Consider the following 20,815-nt stretch of genomic DNA (forward strand, 5'->3'; position numbering starts at 1 on the left):
GTAGGTATCCGGCCTGCAAGGGTTTCGCAGGTCAGTGGGGTTGCGACGAACGTCGAGAGGCGATCCGCAGCTCGCCGGCACGGCGGCGGTGCCAGGAACCGCGACCGAATCGGGCGTCGAGCACCAGGGCCCGGCGCAGGAACAGGTGCGGCACCGCCTCCATGGTGATGCCCATGCCGCCGTGCACCTGGATGCACCGCTCGGCGGCGAAGACCGCCGCCGTCCCGGCCGCCGCCTTGGCCGCGTGCACCTGGATCTCGGCGTCCGGGCGTCCGTTGTCGACCGCCCAGGCGGCGTAGAGGGTCAGGTCCCAGGCGGCCTTGCGGGCCGTGGCCGCCTCGGCGAGTTGAAAAGCGACGCCCTGGAACGAGCCGATCACCCGCCCGAACTGCTGACGGGTACGCGCCTGCTCGGCGGCCAGTTCGATGGCGCCCTGCGCGACACCGCAGAGTTCGGCGGCGACCACCAGCGTGGCGCGGGCCGCCCCGGTGCCGGCCGGCACGATCTCCTGCGGATCGGGCAGCGTGACCTCCGACAGCGGCACCGACGGGTCGACCGACTCGCGCGCGGTCACCTCGACCGGGCGGCTGGTCCACACCCCCTCGGCGGCACCCAGCGCGACCACCGCGTCGGCCTGCGCCGCGTACGGCACCAGGGTGCGTACCAGCGTCCGGGTCGACACCTGGTCGGCCCGCGCGGTGTCCCCCGGGACGTCCACCGCCGGGGTCAGCACCCGACTGCCGTCGAGCACGTCGTCCGGCAGCGGCGTACCGTGCCCGCTGCCGCAGAGCAGTTGCACCGCCGCGGCGTGCGCCGGGAACCGGCTCGCGACGAGCCGTTCGCCGAGCGCCTCGACGGCGACGAGCAGGTCGATCAGGCTCGACCCGATGCCGCCGACCTGCTCCGGCACCCCGAGGAGCCCGAAGTCCCGCAACAGCGTCGCGTCCCCGGCCGGGGCCTGCCAGTGCGTCGGCAGCCCGCCGGTGGCCCGTTCCGCGTCGGCCAGCGCGCCGACGGTCTTGGCGATGTCCTGCTGTTCCTGGGTGAAAGTTGCCCGCACGCGATGACTCCGCTCAGCGTGAGCGGGGCAGGTTCAGCACCCGCTCCGCCAGGATCGATTTCTGGACCTCCTCCGTGCCGCCCTCGATGGTGTGGGCACGGGCGCGCAGGTAGCGGCGCATCCGGGCGGCGGCGCCGTCGCCGTCGACCAGCACCCCGCCCGCGTCGTCGAGTTGCACGGCGAGACGGTTGGCGCGCTGCACCACCCCGGCCCAGAGGCTCTTGAGGGCCGAGGTCTCCGGTCCGGGCACTCCCCCGGCGCGGCTCTCGCCGAGCATCCGCATCGACCCGATCCGCACCGCCTCGGCGTCGCACTGCAACGCGCCGACCGCGTCGACGAAGGCACTGTCGTCGGCGACCCCGCGCGCGATCCCGAGGTCGACGACCCGGTCCACCGCCTGGCGGGCCCACACCCACAGGTTCAGCGCCATGCTGCCGCGCTCGAAGGCGAGCGTGGTCAGGGCCACCCGCCAGCCGTTGCCGACCCCGCCGAGCACGTCGGCGTCGGGGACGAAGACGTCGTCGAGGAACATCTCGTTGAACTCGGTGTCCCCGTTGATCATCGTCAGCGGCCGGACGGTGAACCCGTCCATCGGGGCGAGGAAGTAGGTGATCCCCTGGTGCTTGGGCGCGTCGGCGTCGGTGCGGGCCAGCAGCAGGCACCGGGAGGCGTTGTGCGCGTTCGACGTCCAGATCTTGGCGCCGTTGATCAGCCACCCCCCGTCCACCTTCGTCGCGGCGGTCCGCAGACCGGCCAGGTCGGACCCGGCGCCGGGCTCGCTGAAGCCCTGGCACCAGTACTCCTCGCCGCGCAGGATGCCGGGCAGGTGCCGGGCCTGCTGCTCGTCGGTGCCGTGCGCGATGACGGTCGGTCCGGCGAGCATCATGCCGACCCCGTTGAGCGGGTACGGCGCCCCGCGTACCGCGGCCTCCTCGTTGAAGACGGCCTGCGCCAACGAGTCCAGCCCCCGGCCGCCGTGCGCGACCGGCCAGGACAGGCCGGCCCAGTTGCCGGCACAGAGCCGGTCCTGCCACACCCGCGACCAGTGCTCGCGCTCGTCCTGCGACAACTCCTCCTGGTCGGGGACGTCGCGCAGCGCCTCGTCCAGCCAGGCGCCGACCTCGCGCCGGAACGCCAGGTCGGACGCGCTGTCATCGAAGTCCATCCGTCCCTCCCCTCGTGTCGTACCGTCCGGTCATGCGGTCACCTCACGGGGACGTCGCAGCCGGGCCTTGTAGAGCTTGCCGTTGGGATCGCGCGGCAGCGCGTCGCGCACCAGGTAGGAGACCGGGCGCTTCGGCTTGGCCAGTCGGTCGGCGAGGTAGCGGCGCAGCTCGTTGACGGCGGCGTCACCCTCGGGCGCGTCGCCGCGCAGGACCACGTGTGCCTGCGGCACCTCGCCGAACTCCGGGTCGGGTACGCCGATGACCCCGGCGTCGGCGACCCACTCGTGGGCCAGCAGCGCCGCCTCGATCTCGGCCGGGTAGACGTTCACGCCGCCGACCAGGATCAGCTCGGACGCCCGACCGGTGATGTAGAGGAACCCGTCGGCGTCGACGTGGCCGACGTCCCAGACGGTCATCAGGCCGTCGCGGCGGGCGCCCTCGGTCTTGCCGGGGTCGTTGTGGTACTCGACCCGGTCCTCGCCCTGGCGCATGTACACGATGCCGGTCTGTCCCACCGGCACCTCCTCGCCCTGCTCGTCGAGGATCCGCAGGGTGGAGATGGAGGCCGGGCGGCCGACCGTGCCGGGATGCGCGAGCCACTCGTGCGGGCGGGCGATGGTGGTGCCGACCTCGGTGGAGCCGTAGTACTCGTAGACCACCGGCCCGAACCAGTCCATGATCCGCTGCTTGACCTCCAGCGGGCAGGGTGCCGCGCCGTGCAGTACGTAGCGCAGCGAGGAGACGTCGTAGTCGTCGCGTACCGACTCGGGCAGTTGCAGCAGCCGATAGAAGTGGGTGGGCACCATGCTGGTGCCGGTGACCCGCTGCTCCTGGACGCGTCGCAGGAAGCCCTCCGGCGTCCAGCCGTCCATCAGCACCATGGTGCCGCCGGCGTGCAGCGCGCCCATCGCCGGGGTGATGTTGGCGGAGTGGTACATCGGCGCGGAGACCAGCCAGGACGCGAAGGCCGGGCGTTCCATGCCGAACTCGGCGAACAGCCACCGGTAGGTCAGCGCCCCGGCGTCGGCGTCGATGCCGCTCAGCGGCCGCTTGACGCCCTTGGGGCGGCCGGTGGTGCCCGAGGTGTACATCATCAGCGACCCTGCGGGGACCTGCTCCGGACTCACCGCCGGCATCCCGTCCGTGAGCGCCGACAGCGGCCGGGCCCGGTCGGTCTGCGGGGTGCCGTCGACGAAGACCTGGATGCCGGGTGCGGCCTCGGCGGCGGAGACGACGACCTGCTCGACGCGCGCCGAACCGACCACCACCTTGGCGCCGCTGTCGGCCAGGACGTACGCGATCTCCGGCTCGGTGAGGTGGTAGTTGAGCGTGACCAGATACAGGCCGGACTGCATCGCCGCGAGGTAGAGCGCGATCATCCCGGCGCTGTTGGTCATGACCGCGGCCACGGTGTCGCCGACCTCCAGCCCGGCCCGGGTGCGCAGGCCGTGCGAGATCCGGTTCACCTCGGCGAACAGTTCCCCGTAGGAGATCCGGCGGTCGTCAGGGGTGACGACCGCGCACAGGTCGGGTGCTGCGGTCGCCCACAGCCGAAAGCCGGTCCGCTCCTCGCTCATCGGACTCCTTGAGTTAAATTCCGACCATCCGGTATGTTGTGTTGTCCCACCGTAAGGGAGCCGAGCGACGATGTCCATACCCGCGATCGACGCCCACGCCGCCAGCTACCGCGCCCGTGAGGTGCCCGCACCCGCCCAGGTCGTGGACGGTGTCTGGGCCGTGCCCGTCCCCCTGCCCGGCAGCGCCCTGCGCTACGTCACGGTCTATCTCCTGGAGACCGCCGACGGGCTCGTCCTCGTCGACGCCGGCTACGACCACCCGGCCTGCTGGCGTGCGTTCACGCAGTCCGTGGAGTCCCTCGGGCACCGGGTCGAGGCGATCACCACCGTCCTGCTCACCCACAACCACCCCGACCACGTCGGCTTCGCCGCCCGGCTCCAGACGGTCGCCGGGGCCCGGATCGTGATCGGCCGACCCGACGACTTCGCCACCATGCACCGCACCCGGGGCACGTTCCTCGCCCAACTGCGCGCCGCGCTCGACCTCACCGGCGCCCCCGTCGACGTGGTCGAGTCGATGTACGCCGACGCCGTCGACGTCGCCGTGCACCACGAGAACCTGCGGCCGGACGTGACCGTCACCGACGAGACCGAGTTCCACTTCGGCGACGTGACCGTGCGCGCCGTACCCACCCCGGGGCACACCTACGGTCACACCGTCTATCTCGACGCCCGGGGACTGGTCTTCACCGGCGACACCATGATGGCCGAGGGCCCCACCCAGCTCGCGATCGTCAGCCGCCCCGAGGACGACCCCGCCGCCGACCTGTTCCGCAGCCTGGCGCGCATCCGCGCGCTCGACGCGGCGGTGGCCTGCCCGGCCCACCAGTTCCCCTACCGCGACGTCGCCGCCCGGGTCGATGAGCTGAGCGCGTACCACCACGACGAGGTGGACACGGTGCGGGACCTGACCGTCATCGGCGACGACGCGTGGACGCTGGCCCGGCGGATGACCTGGCAGAAGCCGTGGGACGAGTTGGGTCGGGGCACCCGCCGCTTCCACCTCGTGCACGCCCTCGCCCTGCTGCGGACGGCGACCGGCACCGACGAGTGAGGCTCAGCCGGACCGCGAGTCGCCGTACGTCCAGTCCGGCCGCAACGTCGGCCGCAGCTCCCGCAGACTGCGCTTGAGCACCTTGCCGGACGGGTTGGTGGGCAGCTCGGTCACCAGGTAGACCTCCTTGGGCACCTTGAACCCGCCGAGCCGCTCCCGGGCGTACGCGATCAACTCCTCGGCGTCCAGCCCAGGGCGACCCACTACGAAGGCCACCGGCACCTCCATCCACACCGGGTGCGGTGCCGCCACCACCGAGACGGCCAGCACCAGCGGATGGCCGGCCAGCACGTTCTCGATCTCGGCGCTGGACATGTTCTCCCCGCCGCTGCGGATCATGTCCTTGAGACGGTCCCGGATGTAGAGGTAGCCGTCGGCGTCGAAGCAGCCCACGTCGCCGGTGTGGAACCAGCCGTCGCGGAAGGCGGCACGGGTCGCCTCCGGGTCGTCGAGATAGCCGGGGCTCACCTTCGGCCCGCGCGCGATCACCTCGCCGTTCTCCCCCACCGGCACGTCGTCGCCGTTCGCGTCGACCACCCGCACCTGGACCCACGGCGCCGGGATGCCGACCGAGCCCTGCTTGCTCTGCGCGTGGGCCGCGTCCAGATAGGTCAGCCCGCTGCACGTCTCGGTGAGCCCGTACCCCTCGATCAGCCGCGCGTTCGGGAACAGGGTGCGCGCCACCGCGTACAGGGCCGCGCTCACCTGGGAGTAGATGACCCAGCGCACCGAGGACAGGTCGGCGTCCACCGCGCTCTCGCTCTCACGCCGAAGCATGTCGAGCATCGTCGCGGCCATCACCATCCCGGTGATCCGCTCGGTGCCGATCGCCTCCCGCACGGCCGCCGGGGCGAAGCGCCGCTGGAGCACCATGCAGCCGCCGACGTGCCAGATGCCGTACCCGGGCAGGTCGGTGCCGCCGACGTGGTAGAGCGGCGCGAAGTTGAGGATCCGATCGCCCGCCCGCAGCCCGAGTTCGACGATCTGGGCGTGCATGTTCATGTTCACGTTGCCGTGGGTGAGCAGCACGCCCTTGGGCAGGCTGGTGGTGCCGGAGGTGTAGACGATCCGTTGCAGGGCGTCCGGATCGAGGTCGGCGTCGGGCACCCGGGCGCCACGATGGGCCTCGATCAGCGCCCGCAGGTCGGTCCAGCCGTCGCCGATCGGTTCCAGCGCGAACCGGCGTACCTGTGGCAGGCGGGCGGTGGCCAGGTCGGTCAGCCCGGCGAACTCGGGGACGGTCGCGACCGCGCACACGTCGGCGTGCCCGAGCAGCCGTTCGATCTCGCCGGGGGTCAGCCGGTAGTTCAGCGGCACGAAGACCGCGCCGAGCTTCGCCGCCGCCAACGACAGGATGAGGAACTCGGGAACGTTGTTCGCCACGATCGCGATCCGGTCGTCCCGGCCCAGCCCCTCGGCGGCGAGACCGGCCGCGAGGGCGTTGACGTCCTGGTCGAGCTGCCGGTGGGTCCACCGTCGTCCCTCGAAGACCAGCGCGTCGTCGTCGCCGAAGCGCCGCGCGTTGCGGCTGAGCATGGCGGCCAGGTTGGCGGTACTCACCGGGCCGCCTCCATCTCGCGCAGCCCCTTCTTGAGCACCTTGCCGGAGTCGTTGCGCGGCAGCGCGGTGACCACCTGCACGTACTTCGGGACCTTGTACCGGGCCAGTTCGGCCCGGCAGTGCTCGCGCAGGTCCTCACCGGAGACGGTGGCGCCGTCGCGCAGGATGACGAACGCCTTCGGCACCTCGTCCCACGTCGGGTCCGGTACGCCGATGACGGCGACCTCGGCGACGTCGGGATGCTGCGCCAGGACCCGCTCGATCTCGGCGCTGGCGATGTTCTCCCCACCGGACTTGATCAGGTCGGCGCGCCGGTCGACGAACCACAGGTAGCCGTCGGCGTCGATCCGGCCCACGTCGCCGGTGAGGAACCAGCCGTCGCGGCGGGTCCGCCGGTTGGCCTCGTCGTCGTTCCAGTAGCCGGGCGAGACCTTCTCGCCACGGACCACGATCTCGCCCTCGACACCCGGGGGCACCGGCTGGAACCGCTCGTCGACGATCTCGATCCGGACGCCCGGGAACGGTGCGCCGAGCGCGCCGAGCTTGCTCTGCTCGTGGGCGGCGTCGAGGTAGCAGGCGCCGTTGCACAGCTCGGTCATGCCGAACGTGTCGACCAGCCGCACGTGCGGCAGCCGCCGCTTCACCTCCTGCCGCACGCTCGGCGCCACCCCGGCGAACAGCAGGTAGCGCAGGGACCGCAGGTCCGGCGGCTCGGGAAGGTCGAGCATGCCGAAGAGGATCTGGGCGGCGAGGACCATGCCGGTGACGCGTTCCTCGGCGGCGACGCGGGCGATGTCGGCCGCTTTGAACGTCGGCGTCAGCACCATCGTCGCGCCCGCCACGAAGGTGGCCAGGCCGGGTGCCTCCAGACCGCTGACGTGGAACAGCGGCGCGGAGACCAGGATCCGGTCCTGCGGGGTGAGTTCCAGTTCGAGCAGTTGGGCGAGGTGGTTGGCGGTCAGGTTGCCGTAGGTGTGGATGACGCCCTTGGGGCGGGCCGTGGTGCCGGAGGTGTAGAGCAGGCGGTGCACGTCGCCCGGCTCCTTGGCCACGTCCGGGACCCGCACGCCCGCCGGTTGCCCGGCCAGCAGCGCGGCCAGCCGTCGGGCGTCGCCGACCACCCGGTCGCCGTTGGCCACGGCGGTCCGCAGGCCGGTACCGGCCAGCAGCCGACCCGCGTCGTCGGCGAAGTCGTCGTCGTAGAGCAGCGCGGTGATGCCGGCCTGGTCGATGACGTACGCCTGCTCGTTCGGGTGCAACCGCCAGTTCAGCGGCACCGAGACCGCGCCGATCCGGCTCAGGGCGAGCAGTTCGAGGACGTACGTGGCGGTGTTGCGCCCCAGCACGCCGACCAGTTCACCGGGGCGCAGCCCGGCCGCGAGCAACGCCGCCGCGTGCCGGTCGACGTCGGAATCCAGCTCGGCGTACGTCCAGCGGGCCGCACCGTCGACCAGGGCCTCCCGGTCGGCCCGGCGCAGGGCCTGCCGACGCAGCGTCAGCGAGAAGTTGCTGCCGGCCATCAGCCGTCCGCCTCCCGCCGTTGGGCGAGGATCTCCTCCCGCGACGGCAGCGACACGAACTCCAACAGGTTGCCGTCGAGGTCGCGGGCCGCGAACGCGGTGATGTACCCGTAGTTCTCCAGCAGCACCCGGTTCGGCGGGGTCAGACACTCGGCGCCGAGCGCGACGAGCCGGGCGTGCAACTCCTCCATCTCGTCCACCGGCACAGCGAAGCTGAGCAGGAAGGGGCCCAGTTCCAGGTGCCCGCCGGTGGCGGTCCGGGTCGGGGTGCCGTTCCACTCGATGAGTTCGAGCTGACCGATCTGGCTCGGCCCCTGGAGGTACTGCACCCGACCGGTGGTGCCGGCGGGCAGTCCCAGCGACACCTCGATCCCCGGCCCGCCGACGTCGGTACGCAGCGTCCGGCGGTAACCGAGCGCCTGCTCGTAGAAGTCGGCGGCCCGGTCGACGTCGGAGACGGTCACCGCCACGTGGTGCACTTCGCTGACCGGCATGTCACTCGCCTTCCGTACGGTCCGACGGGCCGGACAGGGCCTGCTGGATCAGGGCGACCTCGTCGGCGCCGCTGTCCGGCACGATGAAGTCGTCCAGCCGGCAGATGTCGTCGATCGAGTCGAGGATGTCGTCAGGCGAGGCCGGTGCGACGCCGCCGTACCAGCCAGGCGTGACGCCCAGGAAGATCCGCCCGACCCGGCCGCCGCCGACGGTGAGGATGTGCCGGTTGAGCTGGCACTGTTCGGAGGCGAGGAAGGTGGCCACCGCCGCGACGTGCTGCGGGTCGAACCGGTCGGTCAGGTCGCCGAGCAGGTTCTCGGTCATCCGGGTCGCGGCGGTGGGGGCGATGGCGTTGACCAGGACGCCCCGGCGGGCGCCCTCCAACGCGAGCACGTTCATCAGGCCGATCAGGCCGGCCTTGGCCGCGCCGTAGTTGGCCTGCCCGAAGTTGCCGAACAGCCCGGACGACGAGCTGGTCAGCACGATCCGGCCATAGCCCTGCCCGATCAGGTGCGGCCAGGCGGACCGCAGCACGTGGAACGCGCCGGCCAGATGCACGTCCAGGACGGCGCTGACGTCCTCCTCGGCCATCTTGGCCAGGGTGCGGTCACGCAGGATGCCGGCGTTGTGGATGACGGCGTCCACCCGCCCGTACGCGTCGATGGCGCGGCCGACCAGGTCGGCGCCGCCCGCCGCGGTGGCCACCGAGTCGGTGGACGCGACGGCGGTGCCACCGGCCGCCTGGATCTCGTCGACCACCGTCTGCGCGGCGCCGGAGGAGCCCGAGCCGTCGACCGCGCCGCCGAGGTCGTTGACGACCACCTTGGCGCCGCGTGCGGCGAGCGTGTGGGCGTGCGCCCGGCCGATGCCGTTGCCCGCGCCGGTGACGATGACCACCCGGCCGTCCAGGCTGACCCGGCTCATCGCTCGCTCCCCAGGACCGCGACGAACGCCACGCAGGAACCCGGCTGGCCGCCGAGGTTCTGGGCGACCGCCACCCGGGCGTCGGGCACCTGCCGCGCACCGGCCTCACCGCGCAGCTGGGTGAAGCACTCGAAGACCATCCGCAGCCCGGTGGCGCCGATCGGGTGGCCGAACGACTTCAGCCCGCCGTCGGTGTTGACCGGCAGCGCGCCGCCAAGGTCGTACCGGCCGTCGAGGATGTCCCGCCAGCCCTTGCCCCTCGCCGAGAATCCCAGGTCCTCCATCAACACCACCTCCGTGGGCGTGAAACAGTCGTGCACCTCGGCCAGCGAGATCTCGGTGGCCGGGTCGGTGATCCCCGCCTGCTCGTACGCCTGCCGCGCCGCCTCGACCACCTCGGGGAAGGTGGTGAAGTCGTAGCCGTCGGCGGCGAGCCCGGCCCCGGAGCCGGCGACGAACCCCATCCCGCGCAGGAAGATCGGCTTGTCGGTGTACCGGTAGGCGTCCTCGGCGCGGACCAGCACCGCCGCCGCCGCGCCGTCGGAGACGCCGGAGCAGTCCAGCACGCCGAGGTCCCCGGCGATCCGGGGCGAACGCTCCACGGCTTCGGCAGAGACCGCCTTGCGGAACTGGGCGCGCTCGTTCAACGCGCCGTTGGCGTGGTTCTTCGTCGCGACCTTCGTCAGGGCGCTGCGCATGTCCCGGGCGTCGACCCCGTACGCGCGCTGGTAGGCGGGCGCGAGCAGGGAGAACCCGGCCGGCGCGGTCCAGTCGACGTCGGTGCCGTCGGCCGGTGGGAAGACCGCCGACAGGCCGGAGTACGACGAGTCCTTCAGCTTCTCCACACCGGTCGCCATCACCATGTCGTACGCGCCGGAGGCCACCGCGAACGCGGCGTTGCGCAACGCCTCCGAGCCGGTGGCGCAGTAGTTCTCCACTCGGGTGACGGGCTTGCCGACCAGCCGCAACGGGCGGGCCAGCGTCTGCCCGGACATGCCCGAGCCCTGGGTGCCGACCCAGAACGCGTCGACGTCGTCGAGGGTCAGGCGGGGCTGGGACGCCACGCACTCGCGGACCGCGTCGACCAGCAGGTCGTCGGCGGAGGAGTGCCAGTGGTCCCGGAACGGGGTGCAGCCCATCGCCACGATCGCGACGTCGTGGGCCAATCGCCTACTGGCCATCGAGGGTGTCCTTCCTCGGGCGGAGTTTCCAGAAGTAGTTGTGGATCGCGTCGGTGGTCCACAGTCGCCGGAAGGTGGGCGTCATCGACATCCCGACGACCACGTCGGCGGGGTCGACGTCGGTCGCGTACGCGCTGAGCCGGCCACCGCCGGCCACGTCGGCCACGACGATCGCCACCTCCGGTTCCGGCATGGTCGTCAGGTGGTCCCGAGTCGACGAGACGACCTGGGCGGTGCGGTCGCGCAGGGAGACCGTGGTGGTGGGCTCCGCCGAGGCGGCGACGACGCCGCAGCGGGCGCAGACGCGGCTGGGCGGCGTGGTGACCGTGTCGCAGGCGGTGCAGCGGCTGCCCTCCAGCCGGTACTTCCAGCCGGCGCGGCGGTGCATCGGCGGGGCCGCCGGTGCCGGTGCCGCCGGCCGGGCCGGGCCCTGCACGTCCAGCAGTCCTCGCCAGCGCAGGTAGCGGCCGTAGCCGAGGCGGTGCCGCGCGTCGAGCTGGGCCCGGACGGACAGCCCGCCGCGCGCCGCGCGGACCTGGTCGCCCACCCGCAGGACGAACGCGTCGGCGCCCTCGGTGACCGACAGCAGCAGGATGTGCTGGCCGGGTTCCGCCTCGTCCAGCGTCGCGGCGAGCAGCAGGCCCAGGTGGGCGGCGCCGGTGAAGCCGGTGAGCCGCTCGACCGCCGCGTCCTGACCCGCGCCGCCGAGCGCGCGCCGCAGCACCGCCGCGCACCGGGCGTTCGACGACGATACGACCACGTGGTCGACGCCGTCGCGGCCCGCCTCGGCCAGGGCCCGTCGGGCCACGTCGAGTCCCGCCTCGGCGAGGACCTCCGCGGTGAACCGCTCGTCCCAGACCCGGTCGTGCCGCTCCCCCGGCAGCCGCCACCGTTCCAGCAGCTCCACGGTCCGGCCGGCGCGGGCGAGCAGGACGGCGGCGCGGGTGCCGCCACCGACGTACGCGGCGGCGGCGTCGCCCTGGGCCAGTTCGTCGGGCGCACCCGGGCGGGTGGTCCGTACGTCGGCGAGGGCGGCCACCGCGCCGGACCGCAGGACCGTGTCGAGCGCGACCGCGCCGGACCGGTGCCCGTGCAGGTCCACCGCGCTGATCCCGGGGTCCAGGCCGACCGCCTCGTGCACCACGGTGGCGGAGGTCTTCCCCTGGTAGGGCGCGCTCGTGGTGGCCAGCAGCAGGTGCCGGTCGGTCGGGGCACCGGCGGCGATGTGCCGCAGCGCCTCGACGGCCATGGTGATGCTGTCCTCGTCGAAGGCGGCGACGCCGCGTACCGGCCCACCGGTGCGGGGCGGCCCGGTCGCGTCGATCCTGTTGTCGTCGAGCGCGTACGCCGGAACGTATGCCGCGTACGCGTCGATGCCGTGCTGCTCGTGCATGGGTGCCGGGTTCTCCTTCAGCTCCACGAGGGGATGGCGGCGAGCAGTCGCCGTGTGTAGTCCTGCTCCGGCCGGTCCAGTACGCGTTCGGCGTCTCCCTCCTCGACGACCCGTCCCCCGCTCATCACCGCGATGCGGTCGCACAGGTCGCTGGCGAGCATCAGGTCGTGGGTGACGAACAGCAGGCCGATGCCGAGTTCGTCGACCAGGGTGCGGAACAGCTCGACGACCTTGGTCTGGGTGGTGACGTCGAGGGCGGTGGTGCACTCGTCGGCGATCACCAGCGAGGGGCGGGTGACCACGGCGAGGCCGATGGCGACGCGCTGCTTCAATCCGCCGGAGAGCTGGTGGGGATAGCTGTCCAGCACCCGGGTGGGGTCGGTGATGCGCATCTGTTCCAGCACCTGCACCGAGCGGCGTTCGATCTCGGCCCGGGTGATGCCGGGGACGTGTCGACGCAGTACCTCGGCGAGGTGGACACGGACCTTCATCAGCGGGTTCAGCGAGCGCGACGCGTCCTGGAACACCATGCCCACGGCGCTGCCCCGGACCCGTCCGGTGCGGTCCACCCCGGGGGCCACCACCACGTCACCGGCGAGCGTGACGGAGCCCTGCTCGACCCGGACGTTGCGTTCCAGCAGCCCGACGACGCAGCGGGCCAGGGTGGTCTTGCCACTGCCGGACTCGCCGACCACCCCGACGATCTGGCCGCCCCGGACCTCGAGGTCGACGGCGTCGAGCAGCCGCAGGTCGTCGGTGGCGAGCCGGGCGGTGACGGAGAGACCGCTGATGGTCAGCAGGTCGGTCATCGGCGCCTCTTCCGTGGGTCGTGGTGGGTGAGCAGCGCGTCGCCGAGCAGGTTGACCAGCAGCACCAGCAGGGTGATGGCGAGGCCGGGGAAGAACGCGAGCCACCAGGCCTGGCTCAGCTCGTCCTGACCGGAGGCGAGCATCGAGCCCCAGCTCGCCCGCGCCGGTCCGACCCCCAGGCCGAGGAAGCTCAACGCGCTCTCGATCAGGATCGCGGTGCCGACCTGGAGCGTGCCGAGCGCGACGATGGTCCCGGCGAGGTTGGGCAGGACGTGCCGGAAGACGATCCGGGCCTCCGAGGCGCCGGCGGCGCGCAGCCCGATCACGAACTGGCGTTCCCGTACGGCCAGGGTGGCCGAGCGGGTGACCCGGGCGCAGACCGCCCAGCCGGTGAGCGCCAGCACCAGGAACAGCACCGGCAGCGAGCTGCCCCGGTTCGAGATGATCGCGAGGGCGACCAGGATGAACGGCAGGGCGAGCTGCGCGTCGATGAGGATCGAGATGACCCGGTCGACCCAGCCCCGGAAGTAGCCGGCCAGCACGCCCAGCAGCGTGCCGGGGCCGATGGCGACCAGCGCGCCGACCAGGCCGATCATGATCGTGAGCTGGCCGGCGTTGACGAACTGGGTCAGCAGGTCCTGGCCGAGCTTGTCGGTGCCGAGCGGATGGGCCCAGCTTCCGCCGTCGAGGAAGCCGGGCGGTTGACGGGTCGCGTCCAGGTTCTGCCCGCGCTCGGGCAGCAACCCGGTCAACGGCAGGACGAACACCAGCACGGCGACCACGGCCAGCGGCAGGGACAGCCAGAACACCGAGGTACGCGCACGCCGGGCGGTGCGTGCCGGCGGCACCGGCGCGGTGACCGGGTCGAGTTCGAGTTGGCTCACGGCACTCACCTCACCCTCGGGTCGACGATCGAGTGGAGGACGTCGACGAGCAGGTTGAGCAGGACGAAGACCAGGGCGCCGAACACCACGATCGCCTGCACCAGCGGGAAGTCACGGAACTGGATGGCCTGCAACGCGAGTTGCCCGAGGCCGGGCCAGGAGTAGACGTACTCGACGGCGACCGCGCCGGAGAGCAGGATGCCGGTCTGCAGGACGACGATGGTCAGGATCGGCATCATGGCGTTCTTGAACGCGTGTCGCCAGACCACCCGGTGCCCGGCGATGCCCCGGGCCCGCGCGGCGTCGACGTACGGCTCGGCCAGCGCCTCGCTCATCGAGGCCCGGGTCAGCCGGGCGATGTGTGCCATCGGGTAGACCGACATGGTGAGGGCGGGCAGCACCAGGTGCCGGAGGCTGCCGGACTGCCCGGCGGGTAGCCAGCCGAGGTTCACCGCGAAGAGCACCACCAGCATCATGCCGAACCAGAAGACCGGCACGGACTGGCCGAGCAGGGCCAGCGTGGAGGCGGCCCGGTCCCACCAGGTGCCCTCCCGGGTGGCCGCGAGCACGCCCAGCGGGATGCCGACGAGCATGGCGAGGGCCATGCCGGCGGCGACCAGTTGCAGGGTGTACGGCAGCCGGTCGGCGATCATGGCGGTGTTGGCCTGGTAGAACTGCAGCGACTGCCCGAGGTCGCCGGTGAAGACGCCCTTGAGGTAGTTGAGGTACTGCACCACGAGCGGTTGGTCGAGCCCGAGTTCGGCGCGCAGCGCCTCGCGTTGCTCGGGCGGCGCCATCGGCCCGAGGATCATCGTGGTCGGGTCGCCGGAGAGCCGACCGAGGGCGAACGCCAGGCTGAGCGCGATGAGCAGTGACGCGAACAGCGACGCGAGGCGGACGCCGATCCGGCGTACGGTGCTGGCCTTCATCGGCGGTTCCTCCATCGCGCGCCGGGCATCGCGGCGAGCAGTTCGCGCGTGTAGTCGTGTCGCGGTGTCACGAAGACCGTCTCGCAGGGTCCCGCCTCGACCACCTGGCCACGGAACATGACGTGCACGGTGTCGCAGACGGCGCGGACCACGGCCAGGTCGTGGCTGATCATCAGCAGCGCGGCGCCGGTGGTCGTCCGGATCTCCCGGAGCAGGGCCAGCACGTCGGCCTGGACGGAGACGTCGAGCCCGGAGGTCGGTTCGTCGGCGACGATGAGCCGGGGACGCATCAGCAGCGCGCGGGCGATGCAGACCCGCTGCGCCTGGCCGCCGGAGAGCTGGTGCGGGAACCGGTCGAGGATCTCCGGCGCGAGCCGGACCCGGCCGAGCAGGTCGGCGTCGGTGATCCAGGACGTGCGGCGGGGTTGCAGGGTACGCAGTTCCCGCAGCCCGGAGCGGACGGACTGGCGGGGGTCGAGGGAGCCGTGCGGGTCCTGGAAGACCACCTGCACCTCGGGGCGCAGCCGGCGCAGTTGTCCGCGCCCGATCGAGGCGAGCGAGTGGCCGAGCAGCCGGATGTCGCCCGTGCCGCGTGGCCCGAGCCCGGTCGCGGCCATCGCCAGCGTCGTCTTGCCGGAGCCGGACTCGCCGACGACGGCGACGCTCTCTCCGGCCGCGATGCGCAACGACACCTGGTCCACCGCGCGGAACACCTCCCCCGTGCTGCGGTTGCGGTGCTCGACGACGAGGTCGTCGACCGCCAGTACGGGCACGTCCGCCTCCGGGGTGCAGGGATGCCGGGTGTCGCCCGGCATCCCCGTCTCCACTGCCTCGGACATCGTCAGCGGGTCGTCTTCGTGAAGTCCACGGTGTTCAGGGGACCGAACTCGACGCCGGTGACGCCGGGAGCGGTCGCGTAGTTGAACACCTGCCGGTACAGCGGCACGTAGCAGTGCTTCTCCACGACGCCCATGGTGTTGAGCTGCTCGTAGATCGGAGCGGCCTGGTCGGCGTCGTCCTGCTCCAGCGCGTCCTGGGCCATCTCGTCGAAGCGCGGGTCGGGGCAGTTGCCGGTGATCGACTGGGTCTTCATGAAGCCGCTGGCGAAGAAGTCCGGCACGGCCACGTTCGGCACCCCGGCGAAGATCGCGATGCCGGGCACCTGGCGGCCGATGACGCGCTTGACGAGCGTGCCGTAGTCGAGCGGTTCGTAGTTGACCTTGAAGCCGGCCTGCTCCAGGCTGCCGCCCACGGCCTGCGCGACCTCCTCGATGTTGGTGTACTGCGCGGCCGGGTAGGTGATCTGCACGGTCGGGCCGCCGGAGCCGACCAGTTGCTTGGCCCGGTCCAGGTTCGGGGTGACGCTCTGCGCCGGCTGCTCGCCGGGCCGGACGTTGAGCAGTCCGGCGTCGGCGACCGCCTGGCCGTCGAAGATGCCGCGCACGATCGCGTCGCGGTCGATGGACAGGGCCGCCGCCTCACGCAGCTCGGGCTTGTCGAACGGGGCCTTGGTCGAGTCCAGGAAGGCGATGATCTTCATGGCGGTCTCGGTGCTGACCACCTCGACGTTGGCCGCCTTGGCGGCGGACGCCTGGGCCGGCGGGAGGTCGAAGGCGATGTCGACGCTCTTGCTCTGGATCAGGGCGAGCCGCTGGGCGGCCTCGTTGGCCCAGGTGAAGGTGATGCCCTGGTTGCTCGGTGCCGTCCCCCAGTAGTCGGGGTTGGGCGTCACCGACATGTCGCGTCCGGCGTTGGCGCCCGCCCACACGTACGGGCCGGTGCCGACCGGGGCGGCGGCGAAGCCGTCCGAGCCCTTCTCCTCGTAGTACTTCGGGGGCACGAGGTAGACCGTGGTGAGCAGGTCCGGGATGTTGTACTGCGGAGCCTTGGTCTTCAGCACGACCGTGCCGGCGTCCGGAGCCTCGATCGAGGTGACGTTGCCGAAGTAGGACTTCAGCTGTGACGCCTCGCTGTCCCGGGTGAGGGTGATGGTGTTCGCGACCGCCGCCGCGTCGGCCTTCTCGCCGTTGCTGAAGCTGACGTCGGGCCGGACGGTGAAGGTCCAGGTGGTCGCGTCGGTGCGGGTCCAGCTGGTGAGCAGGCTGGTGTCGGCCGGGCCGAGGTTGTCGTCGGTGCCGATCAGCGTCTCGAGCATGGTGGCCCAGACGATCTGACCGGACCGTGCGCCGACGATGGGATCGAGGGTGGCCGGTTGGGCCGCGAGCAGCGCCCGGATGGGCGTCGAGTCCGACGCGCCGGAGTCCGACGAGTCGGAGTCGCCGCAGGCGGTCAGGCCGATGCCGGCGAGCGTCAGCGCCGTGGCGAGCGCCACTGTGCGCCGTGAGTGCGAGGATTTCATGATCATCATGGCTGTCCTTCACAGGGGATGGACCCGTCGTACCCCCGCGTGACGCGGCGGTGACGTTCGCCACAAAGTACCGACCAGCCGGTATCAAGTCAACGGGTCGAGCGGGTATCTCGTTCATGACAATCACGTCACATGGGCAGGTCAGGCCCGGACATTGCCTTCATACCGACCGGTACGTATTATGCCGAGGGTGACTCCCACACTCACCCACGAACGCGACGGCCACGTCGCCCGGGTGCGGTTCGACAACAGCGCCCGGGGCAACTGTCTCGACGACACGACGCTCCGCGATCTCGTGGACACCCTGGAGACCGTGGCGGCCGACGAGGCGTGCGCCGTCATCCACCTCGACATGGCCGGCCGGCACTTCTGCGGCGGCTGGGACACCTCGGCGTTCGGACGACTCCGCGACGCGACCGCCGCGACGGTCGCGGACGGCCTGCGGGACAGCGACGCCGCCCTGCACCGCGTCCGGCGACTCCCCGTGCCCGTGGTCGCCGCCGTCCGGGGGCAGGTCGTCGGATTCGGTGCCGGCCTGCTCAGCGCGATCCACCTGCCGGTCGCCGGCGAGGGCGTCCGACTCTCCCTCCCGGAGGCCCGGTTCGGCTTCGCCCCCGCCGGAGTCGGCCACACCATCGCCCGGTCCGTGCCCCGGCCGCACGCCTACCACCTGCTGACCGGCGCCGCGACGGCCACCGCCCGGGACCTGCTCACCTGGGGCCTGGTCGCGCAGGTGGTACCCGACGACGACGTCGACCGGGCGGTGGACGCCCTCGTCGACACGCTGCGCACCGTGCCGGCCCGGACGGTGCGCGCGGTCGTCCAGGTCGTCGAGTCGAGCCTGGAGACCGGCAGACCAGACCGGGCCTACGAGATCTCCGCCGGCACCATCGTGGCGGGGCTGAGCACCCGGGAGGCATCCGGATGAGTCAACCGTTCCGGCCCGGCGAGGCCGTCTGGGTGGAGCTGTGCACCCCGCACCCGGAGCAGGCCGAGGAGTTCTACCGCACGCTGTTCGGCTGGACCGTGCGGACCGAGCGGCTCGGCACCACCACGTACCGGATGTGCAGCCTGGACGGCCGCGACGTGGCCGGCATCTCCGACGCCACCGCCCTGCACGGCGGCCGACCCCGGGGCTGGATCGCCTACTTCGCGGTCCACGACATCCACCGGTCCGCCGCGCAGGCGGTCGAGCTCGGCGGCGAGTTGGTGACCCCGCCGCGCTACCTCCCCGCCGCCGGGACCGGTGCCGCCGTCATCGACCCGTTCGGCGCCGCGTTCGGCCTCTATCAGGGCGAGTCCCGGGCCGGTGTGCAGATGCTGAACTCGGTCGGCGCGCTCTGCTGGAACGAACTGGACACCGGGGAGCCGGACCGCGCGGTGGCCTACTACCGGTCGCTGTTCGGCTACACCACCCAACGGCACGGCGACTCCCCCACCGCCCGCCCGTACAGCCTGCTGATGCTCGACGACGTGCCGGTCGCCGGCGTGCTCGCCCTCGACAACGACTGGCCGAACCTGATCCCGTCGAAGTGGATCACCTACTTCGCGGTCGCCTCCCTGGACGAGGCGCTGCGCCAGGTCGTCGGGCTGGGCGGTACGCCCACCGTGGGCCCGGTCGACAGCCCGCACGGACGCCTGCACCTGGTGAAGGATCCCGGCGGGCACACCCTCTGCCTGATCCAGCTCGAAGGCGGACTACGCCCCCATCCCTCCTCCGACCCGGCGGTGACCCGATGACGGCCGAGCCCCTGTTCGACTCCGCCGAGTTCCGCCAGGTGTGCGGACACTTCCCCACCGGCGTCACGGCGGTGACCGCGGTGACCGGTGACGGCACCGTCGCCGCACTGACCGTGAACTCCTTCACCTCGGTCTCGCTGCGGCCCCCCAAGGTGCTGTTCTGCGTCACCAGCTCCTCGTCGAGCTTCCCGGTGCTGATGGACTCGGCCCGGATCGCGATCCACATCCTCAGCCAGGAGCAGGAGGACGTGGCCCGCCGGTTCGCCACCTCCGGGCTGTCCGGGGCGGACAAGCTCGACGGCGTGTCCTGGGTGCCCGGGCCGGACGGGGTGCCGCTGCTGCCGGGCACGCCGGCGGTCCTGGCCGGGCGTCGCGACACGGCGATCACCAGCGGCGACCACGTGATCATCCTGCTCGACGTGGACCACGTGCACCTGAAGCCGACGACCGTCCCGGCGTTGTCGTTCTACCGGGGACGGTTCGTCGCACCGTCGAGCACGCCGGGAGAGTGACCCGCCGAGACGCCGGGAGAGTGACCGCCGGTACGCCCGGCGGCCACCACCGTCACGGCAGGTAGCGGAAGAGGATCTCCGCCACGCAGCAGGTGGTGGAGTCCTCGGCGAACTCCACCACCACCGACGCCTTGGCCTGGACGCCGCCCTGCACCCCGGCGATCGGCTCGGCGGCGAGCAGCGTCGCGGTGCCCTGGATCGGCACGCCCGGCGGCAGCGGCTTGACGAACCGGACCCGGTCCAGCCCGTAGTTGACGCCCATCGAGAACGTCGTGACCTCCAGGATGTCCGCGAGCAGACGCGGGACGAGGGCCAGGGTGAGGAATCCGTGCACGATCGTCGTGCCGAACGGGCCGGAGCGGGCCCGCTCCACGTCGACGTGGATCCACTGGTGGTCCTTCGTCACGTCGGCGAAGCGGTCGACCTCGTCCTGGGTGACCACCTGCGGCTCACTGGCACCCAGCTCCCGTCCGACGAGGTCGAGCAGGTCGGCCGGGGTGGGCGCGATGGTGCGGGAGGCGGTACGCATCGGGCGGCTCCATTCGTGGGACGACGGGAGATGAAGCATACCGACCGGATGGTATGCTCCCGCCAGGGTTCAGGACGAGGAGGTTCTCCGTGGCGTTTTCCGCGTACCAACTGCCCGAGGAGCACGAGGCCGTTCGCGATGCCGTCCGGGCGGTCTGCGACCACCGGGTCGCCCCGCACGCCGCCGCCGCCGACGAGAACGCCGAGTTCCCGCAGGCCTCCTACGACGCCCTGCGCGCGGCCGACTTCCACGCCCCGCACATCCCCGTCGAGTACGGCGGCGCCGGTGCCGACGCGCTGGCCACCGCGATCGTCATCGAGGAGGTCGCCCGGGCCTGCGCCACCTCGTCGCTGATCCCGGCCGGCAACAAGCTCGGCACCATGCCGTTGCTGCTCGCCGCCGACGACCACCTCAAGCAGCGGTACCTGCCCCCGGTCGCCCGGGGCGAGGCGATGTTCTCGTACTGCCTGTCCGAACCGGAGGCCGGCAGCGACGCGGCCGGGATGCGCACCCGCGCCGAGCGCGACGGCGACACCTGGGTCCTCAACGGCGTGAAGCGCTGGATCACCAACGCCGGCCTGAGCGAGTACTACACGGTCTTCGCGGTGACCGACCCGAACGCCCGTTCGCGGGGCATCTCCGCGTTCCTGGTGGAACGCTCCGATCCCGGGGTCAGCTTCGGTGCGCCGGAGAAGAAGCTGGGCATCAAGGGGTCGCCGACCCGCGAGGTCTACCTGGACAACGTCCGCATCCCGGCGGACCGGATCATCGGCGCCGAGGGGACCGGGTTCGGCACGGCGATGAAGACCCTGGACCACACCCGGGTCACCATCGCGGCGCAGGCGCTCGGTATCGCGCAGGGCGCGCTGGACTACGCCAAGGGGTACGTGGCCGAGCGCAAGCAGTTCGGTAAGGCCGTCGCCGAGTTCCAGGGTGTGCAGTTCATGCTCGCCGACATGGGCATGAAGTTGGAGGCGGCCCGGCAGCTCACGTACGCGGCGGCCGGCAGGTCCGAGCGTGGTGACGCCGACCTGACGTACTTCGGTGCGGCGGCGAAGTGCTTCGCCTCGGACGCCGCCATGGAGATCACCACCGACGCGGTGCAGTTGCTCGG

The 20,815-nt window shown here is 72.0% G+C and carries 20 protein-coding genes; 5 read left to right on the forward strand and 15 right to left on the reverse strand.

Annotated features, from left to right (window positions below; genetic code table 11):
* Positions 1-31: 31 nt before the first annotated feature.
* Genes ACWDVW_RS27310 through ACWDVW_RS27320 form a run of 3 tightly spaced genes read right to left on the reverse strand, consistent with a single transcriptional unit; the run spans position 32 to position 3,803 of the window.
* A complete protein-coding gene (locus ACWDVW_RS27310; protein WP_449954301.1) occupies positions 32-1,060 on the reverse strand; it encodes an acyl-CoA dehydrogenase family protein in 1,029 nt (342 codons plus the stop codon).
* 13 nt (positions 1,061-1,073) lie between these two features.
* On the reverse strand, positions 1,074-2,225 hold the full coding sequence (locus tag ACWDVW_RS27315; RefSeq protein WP_449954304.1) for an acyl-CoA dehydrogenase family protein: 1,152 nt from the start codon (positions 2,223-2,225) through the stop codon (positions 1,074-1,076).
* Positions 2,226-2,255: 30 nt separating this feature from the next.
* Positions 2,256-3,803, reverse strand: a complete 1,548-nt coding sequence (locus ACWDVW_RS27320) for an AMP-binding protein (RefSeq protein ID WP_449954307.1) — start codon at positions 3,801-3,803, stop codon at positions 2,256-2,258.
* A gap of 70 nt (positions 3,804-3,873) precedes the next feature.
* Between ACWDVW_RS27320 and ACWDVW_RS27325 the strand changes: the two genes are divergently transcribed.
* Entirely contained in the window at positions 3,874-4,857 is a 984-nt protein-coding gene (locus tag ACWDVW_RS27325; protein WP_449954310.1) for an MBL fold metallo-hydrolase, read from the forward strand.
* 3 nt (positions 4,858-4,860) lie between these two features.
* Here ACWDVW_RS27325 and ACWDVW_RS27330 read toward each other — a convergent pair whose 3' ends face one another.
* The 11 genes from ACWDVW_RS27330 to ACWDVW_RS27380 are packed head-to-tail and all read right to left on the reverse strand — an operon-like array spanning position 4,861 to position 16,917.
* Positions 4,861-6,417 carry a class I adenylate-forming enzyme family protein gene (locus ACWDVW_RS27330; protein WP_449954313.1) on the reverse strand — a complete coding sequence of 519 codons (1,557 nt, stop codon included), beginning with the start codon at positions 6,415-6,417 and terminating at the stop codon, positions 4,861-4,863.
* Positions 6,414-7,937 carry a class I adenylate-forming enzyme family protein gene (locus ACWDVW_RS27335; protein WP_449954316.1) on the reverse strand — a complete coding sequence of 508 codons (1,524 nt, stop codon included), beginning with the start codon at positions 7,935-7,937 and terminating at the stop codon, positions 6,414-6,416. Before ACWDVW_RS27335 ends, ACWDVW_RS27330 begins: the two co-directional genes overlap by 4 nt.
* Positions 7,937-8,431, reverse strand: coding sequence for a VOC family protein (locus tag ACWDVW_RS27340; RefSeq protein ID WP_449954319.1), 495 nt, complete (start codon positions 8,429-8,431; stop codon positions 7,937-7,939). Before ACWDVW_RS27340 ends, ACWDVW_RS27335 begins: the two co-directional genes overlap by 1 nt.
* 1 nt (position 8,432) lies before the next feature.
* A complete protein-coding gene (locus ACWDVW_RS27345; RefSeq protein ID WP_449954322.1) occupies positions 8,433-9,356 on the reverse strand; it encodes an SDR family NAD(P)-dependent oxidoreductase in 924 nt (307 codons plus the stop codon).
* The gene (locus ACWDVW_RS27350) at positions 9,353-10,537 is read right to left on the reverse strand and encodes an acetyl-CoA acetyltransferase (protein WP_396748181.1); all 1,185 of its coding nucleotides are present in this window, start codon (positions 10,535-10,537) and stop codon (positions 9,353-9,355) included. The genes ACWDVW_RS27345 and ACWDVW_RS27350 overlap by 4 nt, the downstream gene beginning before the upstream one ends.
* On the reverse strand, positions 10,527-11,957 hold the full coding sequence (locus ACWDVW_RS27355; protein WP_449954325.1) for a zinc ribbon domain-containing protein: 1,431 nt from the start codon (positions 11,955-11,957) through the stop codon (positions 10,527-10,529). The genes ACWDVW_RS27350 and ACWDVW_RS27355 overlap by 11 nt, the downstream gene beginning before the upstream one ends.
* Positions 11,948-12,739 carry an ABC transporter ATP-binding protein gene (locus ACWDVW_RS27360; protein WP_350697096.1) on the reverse strand — a complete coding sequence of 264 codons (792 nt, stop codon included), beginning with the start codon at positions 12,737-12,739 and terminating at the stop codon, positions 11,948-11,950. The genes ACWDVW_RS27355 and ACWDVW_RS27360 overlap by 10 nt, the downstream gene beginning before the upstream one ends.
* A complete protein-coding gene (locus ACWDVW_RS27365) occupies positions 12,736-13,623 on the reverse strand; it encodes an ABC transporter permease (RefSeq protein WP_350697097.1) in 888 nt (295 codons plus the stop codon). The genes ACWDVW_RS27360 and ACWDVW_RS27365 overlap by 4 nt, the downstream gene beginning before the upstream one ends.
* A gap of 5 nt (positions 13,624-13,628) precedes the next feature.
* Entirely contained in the window at positions 13,629-14,552 is a 924-nt protein-coding gene (locus ACWDVW_RS27370) for an ABC transporter permease (protein WP_396748173.1), read from the reverse strand.
* Entirely contained in the window at positions 14,549-15,391 is an 843-nt protein-coding gene (locus ACWDVW_RS27375) for an ABC transporter ATP-binding protein (protein ID WP_449954329.1), read from the reverse strand. Before ACWDVW_RS27375 ends, ACWDVW_RS27370 begins: the two co-directional genes overlap by 4 nt.
* 2 nt (positions 15,392-15,393) lie before the next feature.
* Positions 15,394-16,917: an ABC transporter substrate-binding protein gene (locus ACWDVW_RS27380; protein ID WP_449954332.1), complete on the reverse strand. Its 1,524-nt coding sequence runs from the start codon at positions 16,915-16,917 to the stop codon at positions 15,394-15,396.
* A 193-nt stretch (positions 16,918-17,110) separates the two neighbouring features.
* Between ACWDVW_RS27380 and ACWDVW_RS27385 the strand changes: the two genes are divergently transcribed.
* Genes ACWDVW_RS27385 through ACWDVW_RS27395 form a run of 3 tightly spaced genes read left to right on the forward strand, consistent with a single transcriptional unit; the run spans position 17,111 to position 19,172 of the window.
* Positions 17,111-17,848: an enoyl-CoA hydratase/isomerase family protein gene (locus ACWDVW_RS27385; protein ID WP_449954334.1), complete on the forward strand. Its 738-nt coding sequence runs from the start codon at positions 17,111-17,113 to the stop codon at positions 17,846-17,848.
* A complete protein-coding gene (locus tag ACWDVW_RS27390) occupies positions 17,845-18,660 on the forward strand; it encodes a VOC family protein (protein WP_449954337.1) in 816 nt (271 codons plus the stop codon). The genes ACWDVW_RS27385 and ACWDVW_RS27390 overlap by 4 nt, the downstream gene beginning before the upstream one ends.
* Positions 18,657-19,172, forward strand: coding sequence for a flavin reductase family protein (locus ACWDVW_RS27395; RefSeq protein WP_449954339.1), 516 nt, complete (start codon positions 18,657-18,659; stop codon positions 19,170-19,172). The genes ACWDVW_RS27390 and ACWDVW_RS27395 overlap by 4 nt, the downstream gene beginning before the upstream one ends.
* Positions 19,173-19,224: 52 nt before the next feature.
* Here ACWDVW_RS27395 and ACWDVW_RS27400 read toward each other — a convergent pair whose 3' ends face one another.
* Positions 19,225-19,701 (reverse strand): MaoC family dehydratase, encoded by a 477-nt coding sequence (locus ACWDVW_RS27400; RefSeq protein ID WP_449954342.1) that lies wholly within the window; start codon positions 19,699-19,701, stop codon positions 19,225-19,227.
* Positions 19,702-19,790: 89 nt separating this feature from the next.
* Between ACWDVW_RS27400 and ACWDVW_RS27405 the strand changes: the two genes are divergently transcribed.
* On the forward strand, positions 19,791-20,815 hold a 1,025-nt coding region (locus tag ACWDVW_RS27405; RefSeq protein ID WP_449954345.1), incomplete at its 3' end, for an acyl-CoA dehydrogenase family protein.

Source organism: Micromonospora sp. NPDC003241 (genome assembly GCF_053589795.1).